Below are 24,731 nucleotides of genomic sequence, written 5' to 3'. Positions count from 1 at the left end.
ACGGCAGCGGCATGAAAGCCACACCCGGCTCCCCTGGGTGCCACAACCCTACGAATGGCTGGGGCGATCCCAGAAGAAAGGTAGAGCGGCATGAGTCCGCAGGGTCTGACGGGGGCGCGGGAGCGCCGGGTCCGCACGGGCGGAATCGAGCTGTGCGTGGCCGAGTTGGGCGACGAGAAGCGGCCGACGATCGTCCTCGTCCACGGCTATCCGGACAGCAAGGAGGTCTGGGCGGATGTGGCGCGGCAGCTGGCCGAACAGTGGCACGTGGTGCTGTACGACGTGCGCGGTCACGGCCGGTCCACCGCGCCCAGGCCGCTGCGCGGTGGCTTCACCCTGGAGAAGCTGACCGACGACTTCCTGGCCGTCGTCGACGCGGTGAGCCCGGACCGTCCGGTCCATCTGGTCGGGCACGACTGGGGTTCGGTCCAGTCCTGGGAGTTCGTCACGGTCAAGCGCACCGAGGGCCGGATCGCCTCGTTCACCTCGATGTCCGGGCCCTCGCTGGACCACTTCGGGCACTGGATCAAACAACGGATGACGCGGCCCACCCCGCGCCGGGTGGGACAGCTGCTCGGCCAAGGGGCCAAGTCCTGGTACGTCTACATGCTGCACACCCCGGTCCTGCCCGAGCTCGCCTGGCGCGGTCCGCTCGGCAAACGGTGGCCGGAACTCCTGCGACGGCTGGAGAAGGTGCCCACGGACGGCTACCCGACGCCCTCCCTGCCCGATGACGCGGCGCACGGCGCCTGGCTCTACCGCGACAACGTGCGGGCCCGGCTGCGTCGGCCCCGCACCGACGCCTACGCGCACGTGCCGGTCCAATTGATCACGCCGACCGGTGACGTCTTCCTCTCGGAGAAGCTGTACGACCGACTGGAGCTGTGGGCACCGCAGTTGCTGCGCCGCACGCTGCCGGGCAAGCACTGGGTGCCGCGCACCCGGCCGGACCGTCTCGCCTCCTGGATCAGCGAGTTCGTCGCCGCCAACGAGGCGTCGCAGGAGAGCGGCCGGCCGGTGCGCGACACCGAGCCGACCGGCGCGTACGCGGACCGGTTCGCCGGGCAGCTGGTCCTGGTGACGGGCGCGGCCGGTGGCATCGGCCGGGCCACCGCGTTCGCCTTCGCCGAGGCGGGTGCCCGAGTGGTGGCCGTGGACCGGGACGCGGAGGGGGCGGCCAGGACGGCCGAGATGGCCCGGCTGATCGGGTCCCCCGCCGCCTGGGGCGAAGCGGTCGACGTCAGTGACGAGCAGGCGATGGAGAAGCTCGCCGACAAGGTCGCCGCCAAGTACGGAATCGTCGACGTCCTGGTCAACAACGCCGGGATCGGCCTGTCCGGTTCATTCCTGGAGACCACGAGCGAGGACTGGAGGAACGTCCTCGACGTCAATCTGTGGGGCGTCATCCACGGCTGCCGGATCTTCGGCAGACAGATGGCCGAGCGCGGCCAGGGCGGCCACATCGTCAACACCGCTTCCGCCGCCGCCTATCAGCCCTCCCGCGCCCTGCCCGCGTACAGCACCTCCAAGGCAGCCGTGCTGATGCTCAGCGAATGCCTGCGGGCCGAGTTCGCCGACCGGTCGATCGGGGTCAGCGCGATCTGCCCCGGCATCGTCAACACCGGCATCACCGCCACCGCGCGCTTCGCCGGTGCCGACACCGCGGAGGAGACACGGCTGCGCAAGCGGGCCGTCCGGATGTACGGGCTGCGCAACTATCCCCCGGAGCGGGTCGCCGACGCCGTCCTCAAGGCCGTGGTGCGCAACCAGGCCGTCGTGCCGGTGACCCCGGAGGCCCGCGGCGCCCGGCTCCTGGCCCGCTTCAGTCCCGGCGCGCTGCGCGGGATCGCCCGTCTGAAGCCGCCGCTGTGACCGGCGCCGGGCGGTCGCCGTCCGCGGCGGCGGAGCGGTCCGCCGCCGAGTACCGGATCGAGGACCTGGCCCATGCCAGCGGAACCACGGTCCGCACGATCCGCGCCTACCAGGACCGCGGACTGCTGCCGACGCCGGAGCGGCGCGGCCGGGCCAATGTGTACCGGGACAGCCACCTGGCCCGGCTCCGGCAGATCGCGGACCTGCTGGATCGCGGCTACACCCTGGCCAGCATCAAGGAGCTGCTGGACGCCTGGGACGCCGGCCGCGGTCTGGGCGGTGTGCTCGGTCTCGTCGCCGAGGTGCACGGCCCCTGGACGGACGAACGGGCCGGCCGGATCACGCGGGCCGAGCTGGACGCCCGGCTCGGCGGCAGCCCGGACGACGAGGCGGTCGCCGAGGCGGTGGACCTCGGCGTGCTGGAGCGCGTCCCGGGCCGGGACGACGAATTCCTGGTTCCCAGCCCGCAGGAACTCGCTGTGGCGGTGGAGTTGCACGAGGCCGGTGTTCCACTGCGCGCGATCTCCGCACACCTGCGGGAACTTCGAGGGCAGGTGGAGGAAATAGCGGCGCGTTTCCTGGAGTTCACCGATGAACACATCTTCGCGCGCTACCTGGGCCATCGTCCGCCCACGGAGGCGGACGCGGCAGATGCCGCCGCCATGGTGCGCAGACTGCGCCCGCTCGCCCAGCAGACGGTGGACGCGGAACTCGCCCGGGCCATGCGGACGTTCGCCACGCTCCACCTGCGTCATCACCTGAGCACGCACGCGGCACCCGCCCCCGGCTCCTCGGCACCCGAAGCGACTCCGGTGCCCGTTACCAGGGAGACAATTCGCCGTGTTCGGCAACTGGTTGGCACGGACAACGTCTCGGCGTTCGTCACGGCAGCCACCGAACGAGAGGTACAGGCAAGAACATTGGACGCACTCATCTCATCCGAGGTCAAAACAGCGCCTGTTGACCAAATCACCTGATCTTCCAGCCCCCTTGCCCAAAAAGCCGTCAACAAGCCTGTGAGTAAGTCGAGTTGACTGTGGACCAAACCTGGGAGGAAAAATTACCGAAGCAAATAAAATTGCTTCAGTGAATCACTATGAAATGCGGATGCGCCCCGGAAACAGCCCGGGCAGGCTGAGGACATGGATGAAAAACGCACCGTGAAGGTGTCCAAATACCTCTCGAAACACCTGCGACATCGACCGGAGCGAATCGGGATCACGCTCGACGCCCACGGATGGGTGCCGATCGACGAGCTGCTGCGCGCCACGGCGCGCCAGGGCTTCTCCCTCACCCGTGCCGAGCTCGATCATGTCGTGGCCGTCAACGACAAGCAGCGCTTCGCCGTCGAGAACGGCCGCATCCGCGCCAGCCAGGGCCACACCGTCCCCGTGGACCTCGGCCTGCCGCCCTGCGATCCGCCCGCGTACCTCTACCACGGCACCGTGGGCCGTGTGCTGGACGCGATCCGCAGCGAGGGCCTGCGCCCCATGGACCGCACACATGTCCATCTCTCGCCCGACCGCGAGACGGCGACCAGGGTCGGAGCACGTCGCGGCCGTCCGGTCGTCCTGTCGGTGGACGCCGGCGCAATGCACCGTGCGGGCCACACCTTCTACGCCAGCGCCAACGGCGTCTGGCTCACCGCCGCCGTGCCGCCCTCGTTCCTGCGCCTGCGTGGCTGAACCCGCAGGGCATCGCCCTCGTCGTGCCGGGCCGGACGACGAGGAACACGGGCCCCGGAGACGTCGGGAAACCGTCCCGGGGCGGTGCGGACGAGTGCGGGCACTGCCGTTCGTCCCCGCCGTTCCGCGACGTAGGGCCCGGCGAAGAAGCGCAGCTCAGCCGAGCTGCGCCACGCCCTCGGTGGCGATGCGCTCGAAGACCTTCTCGTCCGCGGCGAAGTCGGAGTCGGGAATCGGCCAGTGGATCACGATCTCGGTGAAGCCGAGGTCGCGGTGGCGTCCCGCGAAGTCCACGAAGGCGTCCACGGACTCCAGCGGGCGGCCCCGGTCCGGGGTGAAGCCGGTCAGCAGGACCTTGTCGAGCTCGGCCACGTCCCGGCCGGCCTCCGCGCACGCCTTGCCCAGCTTCTCGGCCTGCACGCGCAGGGCCTCCACCGACTGCTCCGGGGTCCCCTCCTCGTACAGCTTCGGATCGCCGGTCGTCACCCACGCCTGGCCGTACCGCGCCGCGAGCCTCAGCCCGCGCGGCCCGGTCGCGGCGACCGCGAACGGGAGCCGGGGGCGCTGGACGCAGCCGGGGATGGTGCGGGCCTCGTGCGCGGAGTAGTGCGTGCCCTGGTGGGTGACCGCGTCCTCGGTGAGCAGCCGGTCGAGCAGAGGGAGGAACTCGCCGAACCGGTCCGCGCGCTCCTTCGGCGTCCACGCCTCCTGCCCGAGTGCGGTGGCGTCGAAGCCGCTGCCGCCGGCCCCGATGCCGAGGGTGATCCGCCCGCCGGAGATGTCGTCGAGCGAGATCAGCTCCTTGGCCAGGGTCACCGGATGCCTGAAGTTGGGCGAGGTGACGAGCGTACCGAGGCGGAGCCGCTCGGTGGCCGTCGCGGCGGCGGTGAGGGTGGGCACCGCGCCGAACCACGGGCCGTCCCGGAAGGACCGCCAGGACAGGTGGTCATAGGTGTACGCGGCGTGGAAGCCGAGTTCCTCGGCGCGCTGCCACGTGGCGCGGCCACCCTGGTGCCAGCGGTCGACGGGCAGGATCACGGTGCTCAGGCGCAGGCTCATGTCCCCGAGCCTACGTCCGTCCAGCGGACAGCCGACATCTCGTTGCGGGCTCTCGTTGTGGCCGGGGCCTGATGAGTCCGAGGTGCTTCGGATCGAACAGCCAGGGGTGACAGGCCGGCACAAGGTCGTCGTGCGCAAGTTCGAGGCCCATGCGGAGATCACAGACGCGTGGATTCACTGGAGATCCGGGAACTCCCTGCCCGAGGACAGACTCCTGCTGGGGCACGAGCCGGCCGCGCTCACCTGTCTTCGGGACCCCGGAGCGACCTACCAGGAAGCGCATCGGGTCGCCCTCGAAACGCACAGTTGGCGCGATTCCTTACCACCGAACAAGCGGGAAGGCCTTTGGGGGGAGTGGTAGTGGCCGCACTCGTCTACTTCCGGAGGATCTTCGAGGACGCGGAGTTGGTCCGCTACGAATTCGGGGACGATCCGAACAGCTTTTCGCGACACCTGACCATGGACAAGGAATCCCGCACATCGTCGGCCGACGACGGCCGGGCGGACTACTCGTTCCTCCAGGCCTCCCGGAAGATCAACGCGATGCGCGAGGAGCGCGGTCGGTGGCCGGATCGCGGCATGGGCGTGAGTTGACCGGCCTCTGTCACAGCTTCAGTCCAGTCCCTCGTCGACCAGGGTGCTGCCGCCGTCCAGACCTTGGCGCACGAGCGGATGACGCTGAAGTCACAGGTCGGGCTGCGATGGGTGAACACGGCTTGACCGAGGTGACGAGGGTGCCGAAGCGGAGCCGCTCGGTGGCCGTCGCGGCGGCGCTAAGGGTGGGCACCGCGCCGAACCACGGGCCGTCCTGGAAGGACCGCCAGGACAAGTGACCGGTGACCTCCCCGGGCAGTGATTGACATATGCCTCAAGCATGTTCCCCGGTCAGGGGCGCGCATCCTCATATGTGCGCCCCTGCGCACGGCCGTGCACCCCCGTACGCGAGAATGGGCGGGTGACCTCAGCTATCGACATGCCTTCGCCTGCCGTCCCCCGGCTGATCGCCACGGACCTCGACGGCACCCTGCTGCGTGATGACAAGACCGTCTCGGAGCGCACGATCGCCGCGCTCGCCGCCGCCGAGGAGGCCGGGATCGGGGTCTTCTTCGTCACCGGACGCCCGGCCCGCTGGATGGACGTCGTCAGCGACCATGTGCACGGCCACGGGCTGGCGATCTGCGCGAACGGCGCCGCCGTCGCCGATCTGCACGCGGACGGCAAGCTGGTCAAGGTCCGCCCGCTGGGGCGCGACATCGCCCTCGACGCCGTGCGCACCCTGCGTGCCGCCGCTCCCGGCACCTCCTTCGCCGTCGAGATGACCAGCGGTATCCACTACGAACCGGCCTACCCGCCGCTCCACCTGGACCCGGGCGCCACCGTCGCCGTCGCCGAGAAGCTGCTTCGCGAGGAGGCGCCGGGCGCCGGTGCCCCCGTGCTGAAGCTCCTCGCCCATCACGCGGAACTGGCTCCGGACGAGTTCCTCGCCCTCGCCCGCGCCGCGGCCGGGGACCGGGCCGTCTTCACCCGGTCCAGCCCCACGGCCCTGCTGGAGGCCAGCGGGCCGGGGGTGTCGAAGGCGAGCACCCTGGCCCTGTGCTGTGCCGAGCGCGGCATCTCGCCCGCCGAGGTCGTCGCCTTCGGCGACATGCCCAACGATGTGGAGATGCTCCGTTGGGCGGGCAGGTCGTACGCGATGGGCAATGCCCACCCCGCCGCGCTCGCCGCCGCCACCGGTCGCACCACCACCAACGGCGAGGACGGTGTCGCGATCGTCATCGAGCGGATCCTCGCCAAGCTGTGACCCTCCGGGCACGGCGCACTGACCGCACGCGACAGTGCGCTGCCGGAACCCGGCCCCGGCCGTTCCGGCCCCACGCCCGCGACCGCCCATGGCCCCGGCGGTCCGGCCCGGGTCCCATGACCGCCGCGGGCCCTGGCGGTCCGGCTCCGTGCCCGCCGTCGTTCACGGCCCCGGCGGTCCGGCTCTGAAGTCGGTGACCGCCCACGGCCTCGCTCAGATCGGGGCCTCCCACACCACCGTCGTCCCGCCCCCGTCCGCCCCGATGCCGGGGCCGAACCAGCTCGCGCCGCCGAGCGACTCCGCCCGGCGGGCCAGGTTCCGTAGCCCGCTGCGCCGTCCGCCCTCGGGGATGCCCACACCGTTGTCGGCGACCGACAGGCGCACCGCGTCCCTCCCGTCGGGCAGCGCGGCGGTCGCGTCGACGACCACGTCGATCGCCGAGGCCCCGGCGTGCCGGAAGGCGTTGGACAGCGCCTCGCGCAAGGCGGCGATCAGGTTCTTCCCGGTCAGTTCGCCGACCAGCGAGTCGACCGGACCGACGAAGCGGTGCGCGGGCTTGAAGCCCAGCGGCACCGCCGCCATGTTGATCTCGCGCAGGACGCGGGTGCGTAGCCCGGACGGCGCCTCCGCCGGTTCCTGCTGCAACGCGAAGATCGCGGTGCGGATCTCCTGGATGGTCACGTCCAGTTCGTCGACCGCCCGGCCGACGCCGGTCCGCACCTCGGGCACGGCCGACGTGCGCTGGGCGTTCTCCAGTGTCATCCCGGTGGCGAACAGCCGCTGGATGACCAGGTCGTGCAGATCACGGGCGATCCGGTCACGGTCCTCGTACACCGCGAGCCGTTCCCGGTCCCGCTGGGCCTCCGCCATCATCAGCGCGAGCGCGGCCTGCGAGGCGAACTGCGTGGCGAGGGTCCGTTCGGCCCGTGTGAACGGTCGTGCGCCGCGGGCGCGGGGGGTGGCGAGCGCCCCCAGCACCCGGCCGCCGCTGTGCAGGGGCAGCAGCATGCTGGGGCCGAAAAGGGCGGCGAGCCCGGTGGTCGCCCGGGGATCGGTGGCCGAGTCGTCCACGAAAACCGCCTCGCCGGCCAGCAGCTTCGCCGCCACCGGGCTCTCCGGCCCGATGATCACCCCCAGGGGCACGGCGAGGTCGTCCGCGGAGACGGCGACGATCTCCAGCCCGCCCTCCGCGGCCGGCAGCAGCACGATCCCGGCCGCGGACGCGGCGAGGTGCCTGGCCTGTTCGGCGACGACGGAGAGCGCCTCGTCGGCATCACCGCCGGAGAGCAGGGCGGTGGTCACGGCCACCGAACCGTCGATCCACCGCTCGCGCTGACGGGCGGCCTCGTACAGCCGGGCGTTGCCGATGGCGATTCCGGCCTCCGCGGCGAGCACCCGCACCAGGTGCAGGTCGTCGCCGCCGAACTCGCCCCCGTTCTCCTTCTCGGCCAGGTAGAGGTTCCCGAAGACCTCGCCCCGCACCCGGATCGGGACTCCGAGAAAGGTCCGTATCGGAGGGTGGCAGGGGGGGAACCCGGCGAACCTCGGATCGGCCGTCAGATCGGCGAGCCGCAGCGGAGCCGGGTCGTGGATCAGCGCTCCCAGCAGCCCCCGGTGCCCGTCGGGACGGCGGCCGATCGCACGGGCCACCTCGTCGGGGACGCCGTGGGTGACGAAATCGGCGAGCCCCGTGCCCTCCTCGTCGACGACGCCGATGGCCGCGTAGCGGCAACGGGCGAGTTCGGCCGCCGTCTCGCAGATCCGGTCGAGGGTGGAATGCAGCTCCAGGCCTGTGCCGACGAAGCGCATGGCTTCCAGCAGTTCCGGTACGCGGGCAGCGAGTTCGGCGGACAGGCCCCGCAGGCCGCAGGGCGCCTCGGTCGCGGCTTCGAGCGGGTCCTTCGGGTCCTGCTGAGACATACCCCGAGACTAGTTAGTACCGGTTGGGGAGGAAACTCGGCGATTTCCCCGCCCGGTCAACGCCCGCGCGCCTGTCTCCCCATACCTCACCCGTCTCCTCGCACCACTAGGCCCGTCTCCCCGTACCGCACACGCCCACCCGGCTCCCCGCCCCGCGGTCTCCGCCCCGCCCGCACCCGGCCACTCCCCCGCTCGTGCACGCACCGGCGCGTGCGCGTTCACCCGGGAACGCCATCGCCGTGCCCGGCGAGCTGCGTCCGGACCGCCGGCGCGTGCGCGCTCACGCGGGAACGCCCGCGACGGCCCGCACCGGCCCCGCGCCCTCGCCCTCGTTCTCGCGCTCCAGCATCCGCCGCAACGGCCCCTCCTCGGCGGCGAGATCGGCGTACGGACCGGCCTGCACGATCCGGCCCGCGTCCAGCACCAGCACCTCGTCGACGGCTTCGAGCCCCCGCAGCCGGTGGGTGATCAGCACCGTCGTACGTCCCCGGGTCGCGTCCAGCAGGTCCTCGGTCAGGGCGTCCGCGGTCGCCAGGTCGAGGTGTTCGGCGGGCTCGTCCAGGACGAGTACGGGAAAGTCGGCGAGAACGGCGCGGGCGAGCGCGAGCCGCTGCCGCTGACCGCCCGAGAGGCGTGCGCCGTGCTCGCCTACGAGGGTGTCGAGTCCTTCCGGCAGCGCCTCGGCCCAGTCGAGCAGCCGTGCCTGTTCGAGCGCGGCCCGCAGCTCCCCGTCCGTCGCCCCGGGACAGGCCAGTCGCAGGTTCTCCCGGATGGAACTGTCGAAGACATGTGCGTCCTGGGCGCACAGGCCGACGAACGTCCGGACCGTGTCCCCCTCCAGCGCGGAGGCGTCGACACCACCGATCAGGTACGTGCCCGCGCGGGCGTCCAGGAAGCGGAGCAGGACCTGCGCCAGGGTCGTCTTCCCCGAGCCGGACGGTCCGACGACGGCGATGCGCCGGCCCGCCGTCAGCGTCAGGTCCACGGCGTCCAGGGCGTCCCGTTCCGCCCCCGGGTAGCGGGCCGACAGCCCGCGTACCTCCAGTGGGAAGGGCGAGTCGGGGGCCTGCGCCGGACTGTCCGGTTCGTGTACGGGCAGCGGGGCGTCCAGCACCTCGTACACCCGCTCCGCGCTCCGCTCCACCCGCTGCCGGAACTGCACGGCCAGCGGCAGCCCGGTCACCGCCTCGAAGGCGGCCAGCGGCGTGAGCACGACGACCGCGAGTTCCACGCCCGCGAGCCGCCCGTCCCGCACGGCGGGCAGGGCGACCAGCGCGGTGGCGACGACGGTCAGACCGCCGATCAGGGCGCTGAGGCCGCCGCCGAGTGCCGTGGCGGCCGCCGCACGGGCCGAGATCCGGGTCAGCACCCCGTCGGCCTCCCGGGCCCGCTCCGCCCGGGCGGGCAGTGCGCCCGCGACGGTCAGCTCGGCGGTCCCGCCGAGGAGATCGGTGACCCGGGTCGCCAGGTCGGCGCGGGCGGGGGCCAGTCGGCGTTCCGCCTGACCGGAGCAGGCGCCGCTGATCCACGGCACCCCCGCCCCCGCCAGCAGCAGCCCGACGGCCAGCACGGCGCCCGCCGCGGGGAGCAGCAGGCCGACGAATCCCACAGTGGCCGCTCCCACGAGCACCGCCGTCCCCGCGGGCAGCAGCCAGCGCAGCCAGTAGTCCTGGAGGGCGTCGACGTCGGCGACCAGTCGGGAGAGCAGGTCCCCGCGGCGGGTCCGGCGCAGCCCCGCCGGTGCGATCCGCTCCAGGCCCCGGTAGACCGCCACGCGCAGTTCGGCCAGCATCCTGAGCACCGCGTCGTGCGACACCAGACGCTCGGCGTAGCGGAAGACGGCCCTGCCGAGACCGAAGGCACGGGTCGCGGTCACGGCGACCATCAGGTAGAGCACCGGGGGCTGTTCGGAGGCACGGGAGATCAGCCAGCCGGAGACGGCCATGAGCCCGACGGACGAGCCCAGGGCGAGGCTGCCCAGCAGCAGCGCGAGCGCGAGTTGTCCGCGACGCGCCCCCGCCGCCTTCCGGACCCGGGCGAGGACGTGTCCGGTGCGGCCTCCGGGGTGCCGCGACTCCTCGGTCTCCGGCGCCTCGTCGGGTCCCTCGTCGCGCGCCGCCGACTGTCGGGGCGCCGGGGCCGCGTCTCCGGGCCCCGTCTTCCGGGCCTCCGCCGGGCCGGAATCCGCGGCCGGTTCGAGGGCCACCACCCGGTCGGCCACCGCGAGCAGCGCGGGCCGGTGCACGACCAGCAGCACGGTCCGCCCCACCGCGAGCCTGCGTACCGCCTCGACGATCCCCGCCTCGGTCTCGCCGTCCAGGCTCGCGGTCGGCTCGTCGAGCAGCAGCAGCGGGCGGTCGGCGAGGAAGGCGCGGGCGAGCGCGAGCCGCTGGCGCTGACCGGCGGAAAGCCCCGCGCCGTCCTCGCCGAGAACCGTCAGCTCTCCGTCCGGGAGCCGGGCGACGAAGTCGTGCGCCCCCGCGTCCCGCAGTGCCGCCATGACCGCCGTGTCGTCCGCGTCCGGCCGGGCCAGCCGCACATTCTCCGCGATCGTGCCCGCGAACAGATACGGGCGCTGCGGAACCCAGGCGATCTGTTCACGCCAGCGCTCCAGGTCCAGTGCCGCCAGGTCGACGTCGCCGACCCGTACCCGCCCCTCGTCGGGCGCTGTGAAGCCCAGCACCACATCGAGGAGAGTGGACTTCCCGACGCCGCTCGGGCCGGTCAGGGCGACGGTCTCCCCCTCCTCCACCACCAGGGAGGCCCGGTCCAGGGAGGGCGCGGCTCGGCCCTCGTGCCGTACGGTCACGCCCTCCAGCTCCAGCCGCAGCGGCTCCGGGACGTCCGCCGTGCCGCCCTTGCGGGGTTCGGTCTCCAGGACCGCGAAGATCTCCTCCGCGGCCGAGAGCCCCTCGGCGGCGGCGTGGTACTGCGCTCCGACCTGGCGGATCGGCAGATACGCCTCCGGGGCCAGGATCAGCACCACCAGGCCGGTGTAGAGGTCGAGTTCGCCGTGCACGAGCCGCATGCCGATGGTGACGGCGACCAGGGCCACCGAGAGGGTCGCCAGCAGTTCCAGGGCGAAGGACGACAGGAACGCGATCCGCAGGGTCCGCAGCGTGGCCTGCCGGTACTGCGAGGTGATGGCCCGGATGGACTCGGCCTGCGCCTTGGCCCGGCCGAAGACCTTCAGCGTCGGCAGCCCGGCGACCACGTCGAGGAAGTGCCCGGAGAGCCGGGACAGCAGCCGCCACTGACGGTCCATCCGCGCCTGGGTGGCCCAGCCGATCAGGATCATGAAGAGCGGGATGAGCGGAAGCGTCACCACGATGATCGCCGCCGACACCCAGTCCTCGGTGACGATCCTCGCCAGGACCGCCACCGGAACGACCACCGCGAGTCCGAGCTGCGGCAGATAGCGCGCGAAGTAGTCGTCGAGCGCGTCGACACCACGGGTGGCGAGCGTCACCAGGGAGCCGGACCGCTGGCCGCTCAGCCAGCCGGGCCCGAGCTCCGTGGCACGCGCCAGGAGCCGGCCGCGCAGTTCGGACTTGACCGCCGCACTGGCGCGGTACGCGGCCAGTTCGGTCAGCCAGGAGACCAGGGCCCGGCCGAGGGCGACCGCTGCGAGCAGGATCAGCGGGGTCCGCAGCCCGGAGGCGGTCAGCCCGTCCTCGAACCCGCCCACCACGATGTCGGCGATGAGCATGGCCTGGGCGACGACCAGCACCGCCCCGACCGTTCCGAGTGCCACCACGGCCGCCAGGAAGAAGCGGGTGGCTCGGGCGTGGCGGAGGAGACGCGGGTCGATCGGTTTCACGTGAAACAGCCCCCATAAAGCTGGGTCGGTGGACCAGGACGGGGCCTGCCCGGCGGTTCAGGGCCGGTTGCCGGACAGGCCCCCGATGCGCTCAGTGCGCTTCGGCGATGTGCTGCGTACCGATGCGCTTGCGGAACACCCAGTAGGTCCAGCCCTGGTAGAGCAGGACGAGCGGGGTGGCGATCCCCGCGCACCAGGTCATGATCTTCAGCGTGTACGGGCTGGACGAGGCGTTGGAGACCGTGAGGTTCCAGGCGTCGTTCAGCGAGGACGGCATGACGTTCGGGAAGAGCGTCAGGAAGAGCATCGCGACGGCGGCCGCGATCGTCACTCCGGAGAACGCGAACGACCATCCCTCGCGCTCCGCCGCGACCGCGCCGATCGCGGCGACCAGCGACACCGCCGCGACGATCATCGCCAGGAGGCTCCAGCCGTCACCGTTGTCGATCTGGGTCCAGATCAGGAAGCCGAGCGCGAGCACCGCGGTGACCCCACCGAGCTTCAGCGCCAGTGTGCGCGCCCGGTGCCGTATGTCGCCGACCGTCTTGAGTCCGGCGAACACGGTGCCGTGGAAGGTGAAGAGGGTGAGCGTGACCAGTCCGCCGAGGATGGCGTACGGGTTGAGCAGGTCCCAGAAGTTGCCCACGTACTCCTTGCCGGCGTCGATCTTCACGCCGCGCACGATGTTCCCGAAGGCCACGCCCCAGAGCAGGGCCGGAATCAGCGAGGTCCAGAAGATCGCGTGTTCCCAGTTGGTCTGCCACCGGTCCTCGGGGCGCTTCGACCGGTACTCGAAGGCGACGCCCCGCACGATCAGACAGACCAGGATGATCAGCAGCGGCAGGTAGAAGCCGGAGAACAGGGTGGCGTACCACTCGGGGAAGGCGGCGAAGGTCGCGCCGCCCGCGGTGAGCAGCCACACCTCGTTGCCGTCCCAGACCGGCCCGATCGTGTTGATCAGGACCCGCCGTTCCTTGCGGTCACGGGCGAGCAGTTTGGTGAGGATCCCGATCCCGAAGTCGAAGCCCTCCAGGAAGAAGTAGCCGGTCCAGAGGACGGCGATGAGCACGAACCAGACGTCGTGGAGTTCCATCTCTCAGCTCCTCGGCCTCAGTAGGAGAAGGCCATCGGCCGGTCGGCGTGCTCGTCGCCGCCGATCTTGGTGGGCGGGTTGAGGTCGGCCTCCGTGAGCTCCGGCGGCCCGGCCTTGATGTACTTCACGAGCAGCTTGACCTCGATCACCGCGAGGATGGCGTAGAGCAGGGTGAAGCCGATCATCGACGTGAGCACCTCGCCCTGCGAGACGCCGGGTGAGACCGCGTGCCGGGTCTGGAGCACTCCGTAGACCACCCAGGGCTGGCGGCCCATCTCGGTGAAGATCCAGCCCCAGGAGTTGGCGATCAGCGGGAAGGCCATGGTCCAGAGCGACAGGATCCAGTAGCACCTGGCGAACTTGGGGCTGAGTGCCTTGTTCTTGAAGAGGACCAGATGCGGTACCTCGTCCTCGCCGGTGCGCAGCGCGGGAGGCAGCATGAACTTCCTGCGCGTCATCCACAGCCCGAGGAGGCCGAGGGCGAAGGACGCCATCCCGAAGCCGATCATCCAGCGGAAGCTCCAGAAGGCGACCGGGATGTTGGGCCGGTAGTCGCCGGGGCCGAACTTCTCCTGCTCGGCCTTGTTGATGTCGTTGATGCCGGGGACGTGCGAGGTGAAGCTGTTGTCCGCGAGGAAGGACAGCATGCCGGGGATGGAGATCTCCACGGTGTTGTGGCCCTTGGCCACGTCACCGACCGCGAAGACCGAGAAGGGCGCCCCGTCCTCCCCCTCCCAGAGGGCCTCGGCGGCGGCCATCTTCATGGGCTGCTGCTTGAACATGACCTTGCCGAGCTGGTCACCGCTGACGGCGGTGAGGAGTCCGGCGATCACGACCGTGACCAGTCCGAGTCGCAGCGAGGTCCGCATCACCGGGATGTGCTTCCTGCGCGCCAGGTGGAATGCGGCGATGCCGACCATGAACGCGCCTCCGACCAGGAAGGCGGCGGTGATGGTGTGGAAGAACTGGGCGAGTGCGGTGTTCTGGGTGAGTACGTGCCAGAAGTCGGTCAGCTCGGCCCGGCCGCGCTCCTCGTTGATCCGGTAGCCCACCGGGTGCTGCATCCAGGAGTTGGCCGCCAGGATGAAGTAGGCGGACAGGATGGTCCCGATGGACACCATCCAGATGCAGGCGAGGTGGATCTTCTTCGGAAGCTTGTCCCAGCCGAAGATCCACAGCCCGATGAACGTGGACTCGAAGAAGAACGCGATCAGCGCCTCGAACGCGAGCGGGGCACCGAAGATGTCGCCGACGAACCGCGAGTAGTCGGACCAGTTCATGCCGAACTGGAACTCCTGGACGATGCCGGTGACCACGCCCATGGCGATGTTGATCAGAAAGAGTTTGCCCCAGAACTTCGTCGCTCTGAGGTACTTCTCCTTGTTCGTACGCACCCAGGCGGTCTGCAGGCCCGCGGTGAGCGCGGCGAGAGAGATCGTCAGCGGAACGAACAGGAAGTGGTAGACGGTGGTGATCCCGAACTGCCAACGCGCCAGTGTTTCCGGCGCCAGCGCTAGCTCCACGTCGCCTTCTCCTTACATCGCCGTGATCACACGAGCATTCTGCCCGTTAAGTCTGACTAATCACGGGAAGAACAGGACATGCTTGTGAACGCGTTCACATTCACAAGCAAAATTATGACGCACAGCCTTTCGGGATGTTCGGGCGGGGTACCCCTCTCTCGGGACGATCCGATCAATCCGCCTGAAGCAGACACATGGGCACAGCGGTGCCCCGGCACGTCCGAACCCGGACACCCACGCACGAAGAGGCCCCGTACCCGATCACCGGATCGGGTACGGGGCCTCTTAGCCCGGCGCGCGAACCGCGGTCCGCGCGCCCTTCGACGGCTCCCGCAGGACCACGCCGTTCCACGTCCTCCTGCGGTTCCGCGCCGCTCTACGGCTCTACAGCTCCCTGCGGTACGACTCCGCCACCTTCAGGAACAGGTCGTTCGCCTCGTCCTCACCGATCGTGACCCGTACGCCCTCACCCACGAACGGCCTGACCACCACGCCGGCCCGCTCGCACACCGCGGCGAAGTCGGCCGTGCGCTCCCCCAGCCGCAGCCACACGAAGTTCGCCTGCGACTCCGGCACCGTCCATCCCTGCTCCGCCAGTGCCCGCTGCACCCGGCCGCGCTCGACGACCAGGGAACCCACGCGCCCCAGGAGTTCGTCCTCCGCACGCAGCGAGGCCACCGCCGCGTCCTGCGCGAGCTGGCTGACCCCGAAGGGCACCGCCGTCTTGCGCAGCGCGGCCGCCACCGACTCATGCGCCACGGCGAAGCCGACCCGCAGTCCGGCCAGACCGTACGCCTTGGAGAACGTGCGCAGCACCGCCACATTGGGCCGGTCCCGGTAGATCTCGATGCCGTCCGGCACCTCGGCGTCGCGGATGAACTCCCGGTACGCCTCGTCCAGCACCACCAGGACGTCGCCGGGCACCCGGTCCAGGAAACGTTCCAGCTCGGCCCGGCGCACCACGGTGCCGGTCGGGTTGTTCGGGTTGCAGACGAAGATCAGACGGGTACGGTCGGTGATCGCCTCCGCCATCGCGTCGAGGTCGTGCGCCTCACCGTCGGTCAGCGGCACCTTCACCGAGGTCGCCCCGCTGACCTGGGTGATGATCGGGTACGCCTCGAAGGAGCGCCAGGCGTAGATCACCTCGTCGCCCGGACCCGAGGTCGCCTGGAGCAGCTGCTGCGCCACCCCGACCGACCCGGTACCGGTGGCGAGATGCGAGACGGGCACACCGAAACGGTCGGCCAGCTCGTTCATCAGGCCGGTGCAGGCCATGTCCGGGTAACGGTTGAAGTTCGCGGCCGCCGCCAGGGCGGACTCCATCACTCCGGGCAGCGGGGGGTACGGATTCTCATTGGAGGACAGCTTGAAGGCGACCGGTCCACCGGCCGCCGCGGGCTTGCCGGGCACATAGGCGGGAACGCCGTCCAGCTCGGCGCGCAACTTGGGGCTCGTCTCGCTCACCGCAGATCCTCCTCGACCGTCTGTACACATCAATACTGCTCACCTTATGAGGATTGGGCGCCGCTGCGAATGGCCCGTGCGCCTTCGGAGGCCCGGTGCGGCCGGGCGCACGGGAACGCTCCGTGCACCCCATCGCCCGGTGCGACCAGGAATGAGGGGAGCGCGTTCGACCTTGACGCGCGCCGGTGGCTCACGCCGTGGCGCGCGTCCCTCGAAGAGGTGAGATGAGACCTCTTCGAAACATCGACCATTTCGTAGACCCACCGGGTTCAGCGCATCACACACCACGGCGCATTCGCCCAACGACCTGGCCTTACAAGGTATTTGACGCCGTCTGATCATGCAGAAACGTGCCTGTCAACGCGTGAATATGCGACCGGGCCAACCTCCCGCACGCCCCCTACTATCGGCTCGCCATGACAGCAGCAGGGAAGCACCAGGTGAGCCGGGCGGAGACACCCCGGCGCGGCAGCCGGCAAGGACGAGCGGGAATCCGGGACGTGGCCGCCGCCGCCGGGGTCTCCATCACGACCGTCTCCGACGCGCTCAACGGCAAGGGCAGGCTCCCGGACGCCACCCGCCGCCATGTCCGCGAGGTCGCAGAGCGCCTGGGCTACCGCCCGTCCGCCGCGGCCCGAACCCTCCGTACCGGCAAGTCCGGCCTCATCGGCCTGACCGTGACGACGTACGGCGACGAACCCTTCACCTTCACCGAGTTCGCGTACTTCGCCGAGATGGCCAGAGCGGCCACCTCCGCGGCGCTCGCCCGCGGCTACGCCCTCGTCATCCTGCCCGCCACCTCGCGCCACGACGTCTGGTCGAACGTCGCCCTCGACGGCACCGTCGTCATCGACCCCTCCGACCAGGACCCGGTCGTCACGGAGCTCGTACGACAAGGGCTGCCCGTCGTGTCGGACGGACGCCCGGCCGGCGCCCTCCCGGTCACCGCCTGGGTCGACAACGACCACGGCGCCGCCGTGCTCGACCTCCTCGACCACCTCGCCTCCGCCGGGGCCCGACGCATCGGCCTGCTCACCGGCACCACGACCGACACGTACACCCGCCTCTCCACCTCCGCGTACCTGCGCTGGTGCGAGCGCGTGGGCCAGGACCCGGTGTACGAGTCCTACCCCGCCCACGACCCGTGCGCGGGCGCGGTCGCCGCGGACCGGCTGCTCGCCCGCCCGGACCGTCCCGACGCCGTCTACGGGCTCTTCGACCCCAACGGCACCGACCTCCTGGCGGCCGCCCGCAGATACGGGCTGCGCGTCCCCGAGGACCTGCTGCTGGTCTGCTGCAGCGAGTCCACCGTGTACGCGACGACCGAGCCGCCCATCACCACCCTCTCGCTCAAACCGCGCAGAATCGGCACGGCGGTCGTCCAGCTCCTCATCGACGCCATCGAGGGCGTGGATCACGGCGGCCCGGTGGAGCAGGTCATACCGACGGAGCTCATCGTCCGGACGTCCTCGCAACGCCGTCCGCCCCGCACCACGGTCAGCGCGCCGCGCTCCCCCGCCAGGGATTGAACAGACGAATTCGGACCAAACGGCCGGTGAGCCTGACATGCTCCGGGATTCACCACCCCTGGTGCGTCACACAGCACGATTCGCATTCCTATGATGGGCGCACGACACCGCGGACCGCCCCGACCAGCAGGCCCGTCAGGTGTACGGCGGCGCGACGGTGGTGGAGGGGTCGATGACACAGGGGGCCGGTCAGGAACCCGTGGTGCGGACTGCGACGTTGCGCGACTTCCGCGTACCGCCCTACGCGCAGACCCCGGTACCGCCCGCGTCCCCGCATCCGGGCAGCGCCCTGCCCGGGGACGCGCTGCCGGACGGGTACACGCCCACCGAACGCGACCTCCCGGTGATCAACCGCGGCGACACCGTCCAGGTGCGGGCCGTGCCGGAGCCCTGGCCGGCCCGCGAGCCGGGACTCGGGCCGCTCTACGTCGTCGGCGACGTCCACGGCTACCTGGACGAGCTGGTCGCCGCTCTCGCCGAGCAGGGCCTCATCGACTCCGACGGCAGGTGGGCCGCGGGCAACACCCGGCTCTGGTTCCTCGGCGACTTCACCGACCGCGGTCCGGACGGCATCGGCGTCATCGACCTCGTGATGCGCCTCTCCGCCGAGGCCGCCGCCGCGGGCGGGTACTGCAAGGCGTTGATGGGAAATCACGAGCTGTTGCTCATCGGCGCCAAACGGTTCGGCGACACGCCGGTGAACTCGGGCGCGGGCACCGCCACCTTCCAGGCCGCCTGGCTGCTCAACGGCGGTCAGAAGAACGACATGGAGCGGCTCCAGGACGTCCACCTCCAGTGGATGTCCCGCCTCGACGCGATCGTCGAGGAGGACGGGCATCTGCTGATGCACTCCGACACGACGGCGTACCTCGACTACGGCAGCACCATCGAGGACGTCAACGACACGGTGCACGCCATTCTCACGCGCAACGACGCCGACGAGTGCTGGGACCTCTTCCGCAAGTTCACCAAGCGGTTCGCCTTCCGTGACGACGCGGGACCGCAGGCCGTGCGGGAACTGATGGCCGCCTACGGCGGACAGCGCATCGTCCATGGTCACAGCCCCATTCCCTACCTCCTCGGCGAGGTCGGGTCGGAGGTCGGAGAGGACAGCTCGGGTCCCGTGGTCGAAGGCCCGCACGTGTACGCCGACGGGCTCGCCATCGCCATGGACGGCGGAGTGACCATGGCCGGAAAGCTGCTGGTCGTCCAACTCCCCCTGCATGACTGACGGTTTTACGGGAAGACGCTTCCACGACCTGACCACGCCGAGCACCGGGCCGAGCACCGGGCCTATTTCCGGAAACCCCCTGTCACCGCGTGCCGTGGGCGCTCTACCATCGGCGTATCCGTAGCAGGCTCTCCTCCGTTTCCGCCCAACTGCCCGGCAAAGACGGGCTGTCGGGCCCGACGGAGCATCGGGGGATGCACATGAGAAGCGCTCCGCACCTGCTGACCGAGGACCGCCCCGAGTACGAGCGGATCCTCGACGACGCACTGCGCCACGCCCATCGACGGCCGGATCTGGCCGCGGTCGGTGAACGGCTCAACGCCGTACAGCTGCGCACCATGGCGCTGGCCGCCACGGACATGATCACGGCGACGGCGGCCACCGAGTACGACCACTACGTGCGGGCCCGTGAGGAACTGCGCGGCACGGCCGACGGGGAGGACCCGCTCGCCGGGTCGGACACGGACCGTCCGGGCCGGTCGGGCGCCGGTGCGGGAGCGGTCGTCACGGTCCTCGCGCCCGTGCTCGCCGGCACCGCCGCGTTCATATTCCTGCTGGTCGGCTATCTGCTGAAGCTGCTCAGTCCGCCGCCCGCCTTCGCCTCGACCCTGGTCACCGCGGGCTGGTTCTTCGCCGTGGTCATGGCCGCCGCCATCCTGGTCGCCGCGGTCGGACTGCTGATCACCGCGCTGCGCAACGGCTCCGCTTCGGAGAACGCCGTGCGCGACGAGATCGAACTGCCGGAGGACGTGGCGCGGGCCCGGGAAGCCTGGCGGCACGCGCTGCTGGAACGCGGCATCCTGCCGTTCCTGCGCGACGCCCTCGACGACCCCGAGGCCGCGTCCACCGCACGCACACCGCAGCGCTCGCCGAACCGCATCCCGAAAGTCGGCTACAGCCGCCCCGACTTCTCCGGCCCGGACGAGGGCCCGGCCGCGGGCCCCCGGCCGACCTTCACCAGCCCGGACTTCACCAGCCCCGACTTCGGCGCCCCCGAGCACGACGTGGAATGACGGCGCCGCCGCACGCGCCCCCTCCCCCCGGAGCCCGGTCACGCGGGCCGCGCACACCCCCTCCACCCCGCCCGGGGCCCCTGATCCGGGCCGCGGCCAAGGACGCGGACGAGCCGCGCCCGATCACAGGTCCCAGGACCTCGGGCGCGCCTGCCCCTCCCACTCGGGACGGAGCAGCGAGAACACCGCGACGTCGTACCGCCGCCCCCGGTGCAGGCACGCCGACCGGCTCACCCCCTCCCGGATGAACCCCGACCTGTCGAGGACGGCGAGCGCGGCCGCGTTGTCCGCGTGGGTGATGGCCCGGAGACGGTACAGGGGAAGCTCCCCGAACGCCAGGTCCGTCAGCGCGTCCAGAGCCCGCGTGCCGTATCCGCGACCGCGGTGCCGCGGGGACAGCAGCAGCTCGACATCGGCGGTGCCGTTGGCGTAGTTCTGGTCGGTGAGGGCCGCGTGGCCCACGGGGGTGCCGTCGGCGAGCACGACGAGGAAGTCGTCCCGGTCCTGGTCCTCCTGATCGCGCTCGATGTGCTCGCGCAGCGAGGCGAGCGAACGCGGCCAGACCCCCATCTCATGGGCGGCCGCCGGATCGCACCGCCACTCCTGCAGCAGCTCGGCGTCCTCGGTCTCGACGGCGACGAAGGCGACGTCCCGTCCGCGCCAGCACGGCTGCCGGTCCGCTTCCACCACCCGCACCGCGTCCGTCGTGTCCACTGCGTCCCGCGCCTGCGTGGTGTCCGTCCTCTGTCCTGTCATGCCGCTCATGCACGGATGCTACGGAGACCCGGCCGTCGCGTTCATCCGATTTCCGCCCCGGGGGGCGCGGCTTCCGCGTGGCCGGTGAGGAGCCCGGGGGCGAACCGGGCACGGGCCGGGGCGAGCGAGGCGACAGGGGGCGGAACCCTGCGGACGCCGTTGGCTAATTCGGTCCCTGCTTTGCCCCGGCGGGCGTCAGTTCGTCGGGGCAAAGTCGCGTGAATTGGCTGGTGCGGGTGCGGGCTCGTGGTGTGCCGGTGAGATGGGCGTCGATGCGGGCGAGGTTGATCGCTGCGCCGGTGAGCTGGTGCTGGGGACTGGTCTTTGCCAGGCCCCGGTAGCGGGATCTGCGCAGGCCGCAGTGTCCGGCGGCCTGGGAGATGGTGCTCTCGACACCGGCACGGATCTTGTAGCGCTCCTTCCACGCATCGGTCTGCTGTTCAGCGTGGATGTGCCGGATGGCCTCGTGCTCGGCCTGCTGTTGCCGCAGCATGAGTTCGTGCTGGCGGCCGGTGGCCGAGCTGACGCACTTCCGCAGGTCGGGGCAGGGGCGGCAGCGGCTGGCAGGGAACCTGACGCGGATGGCCGGCACGCCGTTGGAATCGAGGCGGGGATACCAGTGCGTGGTAGTGACGCCGTTCGGGCAGGACACCTGCCGGTGCTTCCAGTCGATGGTGAACGCGTCGAGCCCGAAGGCGCCTTTGGCCTGGTGCGACGTATTGTCGGCCAGCGGCCCGTGCAGTTCGACGCCGTACTCGGCCCGAGCGGCAAGGATGCGGGCGGCGGTGGGATATCCGGCGTCCGCCCAGTGCCCGGCGGGCAGGCGGTCCCGGGCGGCGAGGCAGGCGTGGATCTCCTCGTTCATCGCGTTGTCCACGACGGTCGCCACCGTGGTCGTTCGTGACCAGGTGCGCAACGCCGTCCTCGCCGCAGGTCTCAGTGAGGTGGACCTTGTATCCGTTCCACATGGTGTCCCGTTTGACGCCGACACGGGCTTCCGGGTCAATAGGGGCCGACCAGGCGCATCGCGCCCGGCGGCCGGTCTTTTGGGCCCCTGCGCATCACCTCACCGTCCACCCGGTGGAAACTCTGCACCCAGATCCGGCGCAGGATCTCCACCTCGTCCAGTGCACGCAGCGCCGCAGGGGTATCGGCGGCGAAGACCGCTTCCAGCAGGCGTGTCCCGTCCCGGCCGATCCGGGCTCCCGCCTCGTCCCGCTTCGCGCGGGCCTTGGGGAACCGGGAGTCCTCGGCCCTGGTGGCGTAGTGGCGGAACCAGTCCGGCTCCGCGATCCCGGACAGCCACTCCGGAGCGGCCTGCGCGAGCGCGTTCAATGCCGCCCGCAGCGTCTCGGCCACCTGCTCCAGCCAGCACGGCTCACGCGCCGACGACAGCACATGCGAGGAATCGGTCCGGGCCCGGCCCGCGCTCTTGAGCGGCCCCTTCTCCCGTGCCGCGACCAGCACCCCGTCCATGACCCGGCGCCCGCCAACGGCCCCGGCCAGCCGGCCCCTGAACTCCGACAGCACCGAAAAGTCGAAGCCGGGATCAGCGAGGTCAAGCCCGAGCGCGTACGTGAAGTCGATCCGCGCACGCACCGCCTCCGCGGCCTGGCGGTCGGTCAGCCCCTCCACGAACCGGAGCACCGACACCAGCGCCGGCCCCGCAGGTGACCAGGCAGGCCGGCCACGTGAGGCGAACAGATCCGCGAAGTCCTCATCGCGGAACATCGGCCCCAACTCGTCCCGGGCCCGGATCGCCAGGCTTCCCTTCGGGAACGCTGCCCGGGCGACCCGCACCGTCTCCGCCGGAATCTCCCCCGGCCCCTTCGGCTGCATCGACATCGACACCCACCCCACACAACAACGTCGGTCTCCACGACCACAACCGGATCGTGAAGACCGACGTCACGCGCGGGACCGAACAAACCAACAGCGTCCCCTGCGGTCCGCCCCCCTTGTCGCCTCGGTCGGCTCTCGTCTCAGTCCGCGACGGGCAGGTAGACGCGGTGGCCCGCCGCCGCGAACTCCTTCGACTTCTCCGACATCCCCGCCTCGATCTCCGCCTGTGACACCCCGTGTTCACGCCGGATGTCCTGAGAGATCTTCATCGAGCAGAACTTCGGGCCGCACATCGAGCAGAAGTGCGCCGTCTTCGCCGGCTCCGCCGGCAGCGTCTCGTCGTGGAACTCCCGTGCCGTGACCGGATCGAGCGCCAGATTGAACTGGTCCTCCCAACGGAACTCGAACCGGGCGTCGGAGAGCGCGTCGTCCCAGTCCTGCGCCCCCGGATGCCCCTTGGCGAGATCCGCGGCGTGGGCCGCGATCTTGTACGTGATCACGCCGGTCTTCACGTCGTCCCGGTTCGGCAGCCCGAGGTGCTCCTTGGGCGTCACGTAACAGAGCATCGCCGTGCCCCACCAGGCGATCATCGCCGCGCCGATACCCGAGGTGATGTGGTCGTACGCCGGAGCGACATCGGTGGTCAGCGGGCCGAGCGTGTAGAAGGGAGCCTCTTCGCAGATCTCCTGCTGGAGGTCGATGTTCTCCTTGATCTTGTGCATCGGGACATGGCCCGGCCCCTCGATCATGGTCTGGACGCCGTACCGCTTGGCGATCGTGTTCAGCTCCCCGAGCGTGCGCAGCTCGGCGAACTGCGCCTCGTCGTTGGCGTCCGAGATCGAGCCGGGGCGCAGCCCGTCGCCGAGCGAGTACGTCACGTCGTAGGAGGCGAGGAGTTCGCAGAGCTCCTCGAAGTTCTCGTAGAGGAACGACTCCTTGTGGTGGGCGAGACACCACGCCGCCATGATCGAGCCGCCTCGCGAGACGATGCCGGTCTTGCGGCGGGCGGTCAGCGGAACGTACGGCAGGCGTACGCCGGCGTGCACCGTCATGTAGTCGACGCCCTGCTCGGCCTGTTCGACGACGGTGTCCCGGTAGATCTCCCAGGTCAACTCCTCGGCCTTGCCGTCGACCTTTTCGAGGGCCTGGTAGAGGGGCACGGTGCCGATCGGCACGGGCGAGTTGCGCAGAACCCACTCACGGGTGGTGTGAATGTTGCGGCCGGTGGAAAGGTCCATGACCGTGTCGGCGCCCCACCGCGTCGCCCACGTCATCTTCTCCACCTCCTCCTCGATGGAGGACGTCACCGCGGAGTTGCCGATGTTGGCATTGACCTTCACCAGGAACCGCTTCCCGATGATCATCGGCTCGGTCTCGGGGTGGTTGACGTTGGCCGGCAGCACGGCGCGGCCCGCGGCGATCTCCTCCCGCACCACCTCCGGCTCGACGTTCTCCCGGATCGCCACGTACTCCATCTCCGGGGTGATCTCGCCCCGGCGGGCGTACGCGAGCTGGGTCACGGGCCGGCCGTCCCGGCTGCGGCGCGGCAGCCGGGGCCGACCGGGGAAGACTGCGTCGAGATTGCGCAGCCCTTCCCCAAGCTCTCGGCTTCGCTCGAGCAGGGGAGACCCCGTTCTCGGCGAGGTGTGCTTGAGCCCGTCGTCCTCGGGTCGGACGGGCCGGCCCGGGTACTCCTCGGTGTCGCCGCGCGCGATGATCCAGTTCTCCCGCAGCGGCGCGAGCCCGCGACGGACGTCGGTCTCGACGGTGGGGTCGGTGTACGGCCCCGACGTGTCGTACAGCGTCACGTCCTTGCCGTTGGTGAGGTGCACCTGACGGACCGGCACACGGATGTCGGGGCGCGAGCCCTGGACGTATCCCTTGTGCCAGCCGATGGACTTCCCGGCCTCGTCGCTCTGGTTGGAGGCAGGCGTGCGTGCGTCCGATGTGGTCATGAGACCTACTCCCTACGCCGGCATTACCCGGTAACAGGTTCGGCGGTCGGCGCAGCTCATCCCGTACGGACGTACGGATATCAGCGCCCTCTCAGCCCGGTGCTCCGAGCTCCCGCGTGTGCAAAGGTTCCTCCACGCTAGCGCCCCGTCCGGCGGAATGAACAGAGG

Annotated in this window: 16 protein-coding genes, 2 pseudogenes and 1 riboswitch; of the genes and pseudogenes, 8 read left to right on the top strand and 10 right to left on the bottom strand. The window is 70.7% G+C overall.

What is annotated here, in order from left to right; translation table 11 throughout:
* Positions 1–90: 90 nt before the first annotated feature.
* The 3 genes from AB0E67_RS31930 to AB0E67_RS31920 all read left to right on the top strand — a co-directional run bounded on the left by AB0E67_RS31930 (position 91) and on the right by AB0E67_RS31920 (position 3,557).
* Positions 91–1,872: an SDR family oxidoreductase gene (locus AB0E67_RS31930; protein ID WP_362033344.1), complete on the top strand. Its 1,782-nt coding sequence runs from the start codon at positions 91–93 to the stop codon at positions 1,870–1,872.
* Complete coding sequence (locus AB0E67_RS31925) at positions 1,869–2,849, top strand: MerR family transcriptional regulator (RefSeq protein WP_362033341.1); 981 nt, start codon at positions 1,869–1,871, stop codon at positions 2,847–2,849. The genes AB0E67_RS31930 and AB0E67_RS31925 overlap by 4 nt, the downstream gene beginning before the upstream one ends.
* Positions 2,850–3,014: 165 nt before the next feature.
* Positions 3,015–3,557, top strand: coding sequence for an RNA 2'-phosphotransferase (locus tag AB0E67_RS31920; RefSeq protein WP_362033338.1), 543 nt, complete (start codon positions 3,015–3,017; stop codon positions 3,555–3,557).
* 156 nt (positions 3,558–3,713) lie between these two features.
* On the opposite strand, the gene AB0E67_RS31915 is transcribed toward AB0E67_RS31920, so the two are convergent.
* Positions 3,714–4,616: an LLM class flavin-dependent oxidoreductase gene (locus AB0E67_RS31915; protein WP_362033335.1), complete on the bottom strand. Its 903-nt coding sequence runs from the start codon at positions 4,614–4,616 to the stop codon at positions 3,714–3,716.
* Positions 4,617–4,976: 360 nt separating this feature from the next.
* On the opposite strand from AB0E67_RS31915, the gene AB0E67_RS31910 reads away from it, so the two are divergent.
* The gene (locus AB0E67_RS31910; RefSeq protein ID WP_362033332.1) at positions 4,977–5,210 is read left to right on the top strand and encodes a hypothetical protein; all 234 of its coding nucleotides are present in this window, start codon (positions 4,977–4,979) and stop codon (positions 5,208–5,210) included.
* Between the two features lie 127 nt (positions 5,211–5,337).
* Here AB0E67_RS31910 and AB0E67_RS31905 read toward each other — a convergent pair.
* A pseudogene (locus AB0E67_RS31905) lies at positions 5,338–5,448 on the bottom strand (LLM class flavin-dependent oxidoreductase); the annotation flags it as partial.
* Positions 5,449–5,571: 123 nt separating this feature from the next.
* On the opposite strand from AB0E67_RS31905, the gene AB0E67_RS31900 reads away from it, so the two are divergent.
* Positions 5,572–6,417, top strand: a complete 846-nt coding sequence (locus AB0E67_RS31900; protein WP_362033329.1) for an HAD hydrolase family protein — start codon at positions 5,572–5,574, stop codon at positions 6,415–6,417.
* Between the two features lie 213 nt (positions 6,418–6,630).
* Here the strand turns inward: AB0E67_RS31900 and AB0E67_RS31895 are convergent, their stop codons facing one another.
* The 5 genes from AB0E67_RS31895 to hisC form a co-directional block, all read right to left on the bottom strand.
* Complete coding sequence (locus AB0E67_RS31895) at positions 6,631–8,337, bottom strand: GAF domain-containing protein (protein WP_362033326.1); 1,707 nt, start codon at positions 8,335–8,337, stop codon at positions 6,631–6,633.
* A gap of 280 nt (positions 8,338–8,617) precedes the next feature.
* The gene (gene cydD / locus AB0E67_RS31890) at positions 8,618–12,157 is read right to left on the bottom strand and encodes a thiol reductant ABC exporter subunit CydD (protein WP_362033323.1); all 3,540 of its coding nucleotides are present in this window, start codon (positions 12,155–12,157) and stop codon (positions 8,618–8,620) included.
* 91 nt (positions 12,158–12,248) lie between these two features.
* Positions 12,249–13,250 (bottom strand): cytochrome d ubiquinol oxidase subunit II, encoded by a 1,002-nt coding sequence (gene cydB / locus AB0E67_RS31885; protein WP_362033321.1) that lies wholly within the window; start codon positions 13,248–13,250, stop codon positions 12,249–12,251.
* 17 nt (positions 13,251–13,267) lie between these two features.
* Positions 13,268–14,773: a cytochrome ubiquinol oxidase subunit I gene (locus AB0E67_RS31880; RefSeq protein WP_362033318.1), complete on the bottom strand. Its 1,506-nt coding sequence runs from the start codon at positions 14,771–14,773 to the stop codon at positions 13,268–13,270.
* A 384-nt stretch (positions 14,774–15,157) separates the two neighbouring features.
* Positions 15,158–16,237 (bottom strand): histidinol-phosphate transaminase, encoded by a 1,080-nt coding sequence (gene hisC, locus AB0E67_RS31875; RefSeq protein ID WP_362033315.1) that lies wholly within the window; start codon positions 16,235–16,237, stop codon positions 15,158–15,160.
* A 416-nt stretch (positions 16,238–16,653) separates the two neighbouring features.
* Here hisC and AB0E67_RS31870 point away from each other — a divergent pair, with 416 nt between their 5' ends.
* The 3 genes from AB0E67_RS31870 (at position 16,654) to AB0E67_RS31860 (ending at position 20,010) form a co-directional block, all read left to right on the top strand.
* On the top strand, positions 16,654–17,766 hold the full coding sequence (locus AB0E67_RS31870) for a LacI family DNA-binding transcriptional regulator (protein WP_073790853.1): 1,113 nt from the start codon (positions 16,654–16,656) through the stop codon (positions 17,764–17,766).
* A 172-nt stretch (positions 17,767–17,938) separates the two neighbouring features.
* Positions 17,939–18,997, top strand: a complete 1,059-nt coding sequence (locus AB0E67_RS31865) for a metallophosphoesterase (RefSeq protein WP_362033312.1) — start codon at positions 17,939–17,941, stop codon at positions 18,995–18,997.
* 194 nt (positions 18,998–19,191) lie between these two features.
* Positions 19,192–20,010 (top strand): hypothetical protein, encoded by an 819-nt coding sequence (locus tag AB0E67_RS31860; RefSeq protein ID WP_362033310.1) that lies wholly within the window; start codon positions 19,192–19,194, stop codon positions 20,008–20,010.
* Positions 20,011–20,133: 123 nt separating this feature from the next.
* Here AB0E67_RS31860 and AB0E67_RS31855 read toward each other — a convergent pair whose 3' ends face one another.
* From AB0E67_RS31855 to thiC, 3 genes and pseudogenes are all read right to left on the bottom strand, one after another.
* Positions 20,134–20,775 carry a GNAT family protein gene (locus tag AB0E67_RS31855; protein WP_362033307.1) on the bottom strand — a complete coding sequence of 214 codons (642 nt, stop codon included), beginning with the start codon at positions 20,773–20,775 and terminating at the stop codon, positions 20,134–20,136.
* A gap of 154 nt (positions 20,776–20,929) precedes the next feature.
* Positions 20,930–22,611 (bottom strand): annotated as a pseudogene (locus tag AB0E67_RS31850) (IS1182 family transposase).
* Positions 22,612–22,748: 137 nt separating this feature from the next.
* Positions 22,749–24,563, bottom strand: a complete 1,815-nt coding sequence (gene thiC / locus AB0E67_RS31845; RefSeq protein WP_362033304.1) for a phosphomethylpyrimidine synthase ThiC — start codon at positions 24,561–24,563, stop codon at positions 22,749–22,751.
* Positions 24,556–24,689, bottom strand: a riboswitch (TPP riboswitch). Its footprint overlaps the gene before it by 8 nt.
* Positions 24,690–24,731: the final 42 nt, after the last annotated feature.

It is taken from the genome of Streptomyces sp. NPDC032161 (assembly GCF_040636995.1).
Taxonomy (GTDB): domain Bacteria; phylum Actinomycetota; class Actinomycetes; order Streptomycetales; family Streptomycetaceae; genus Streptomyces.
The sequence above is the reverse complement of the archived record's forward strand: the minus strand, read 5'-3'. Positions and strand labels throughout refer to the sequence as shown.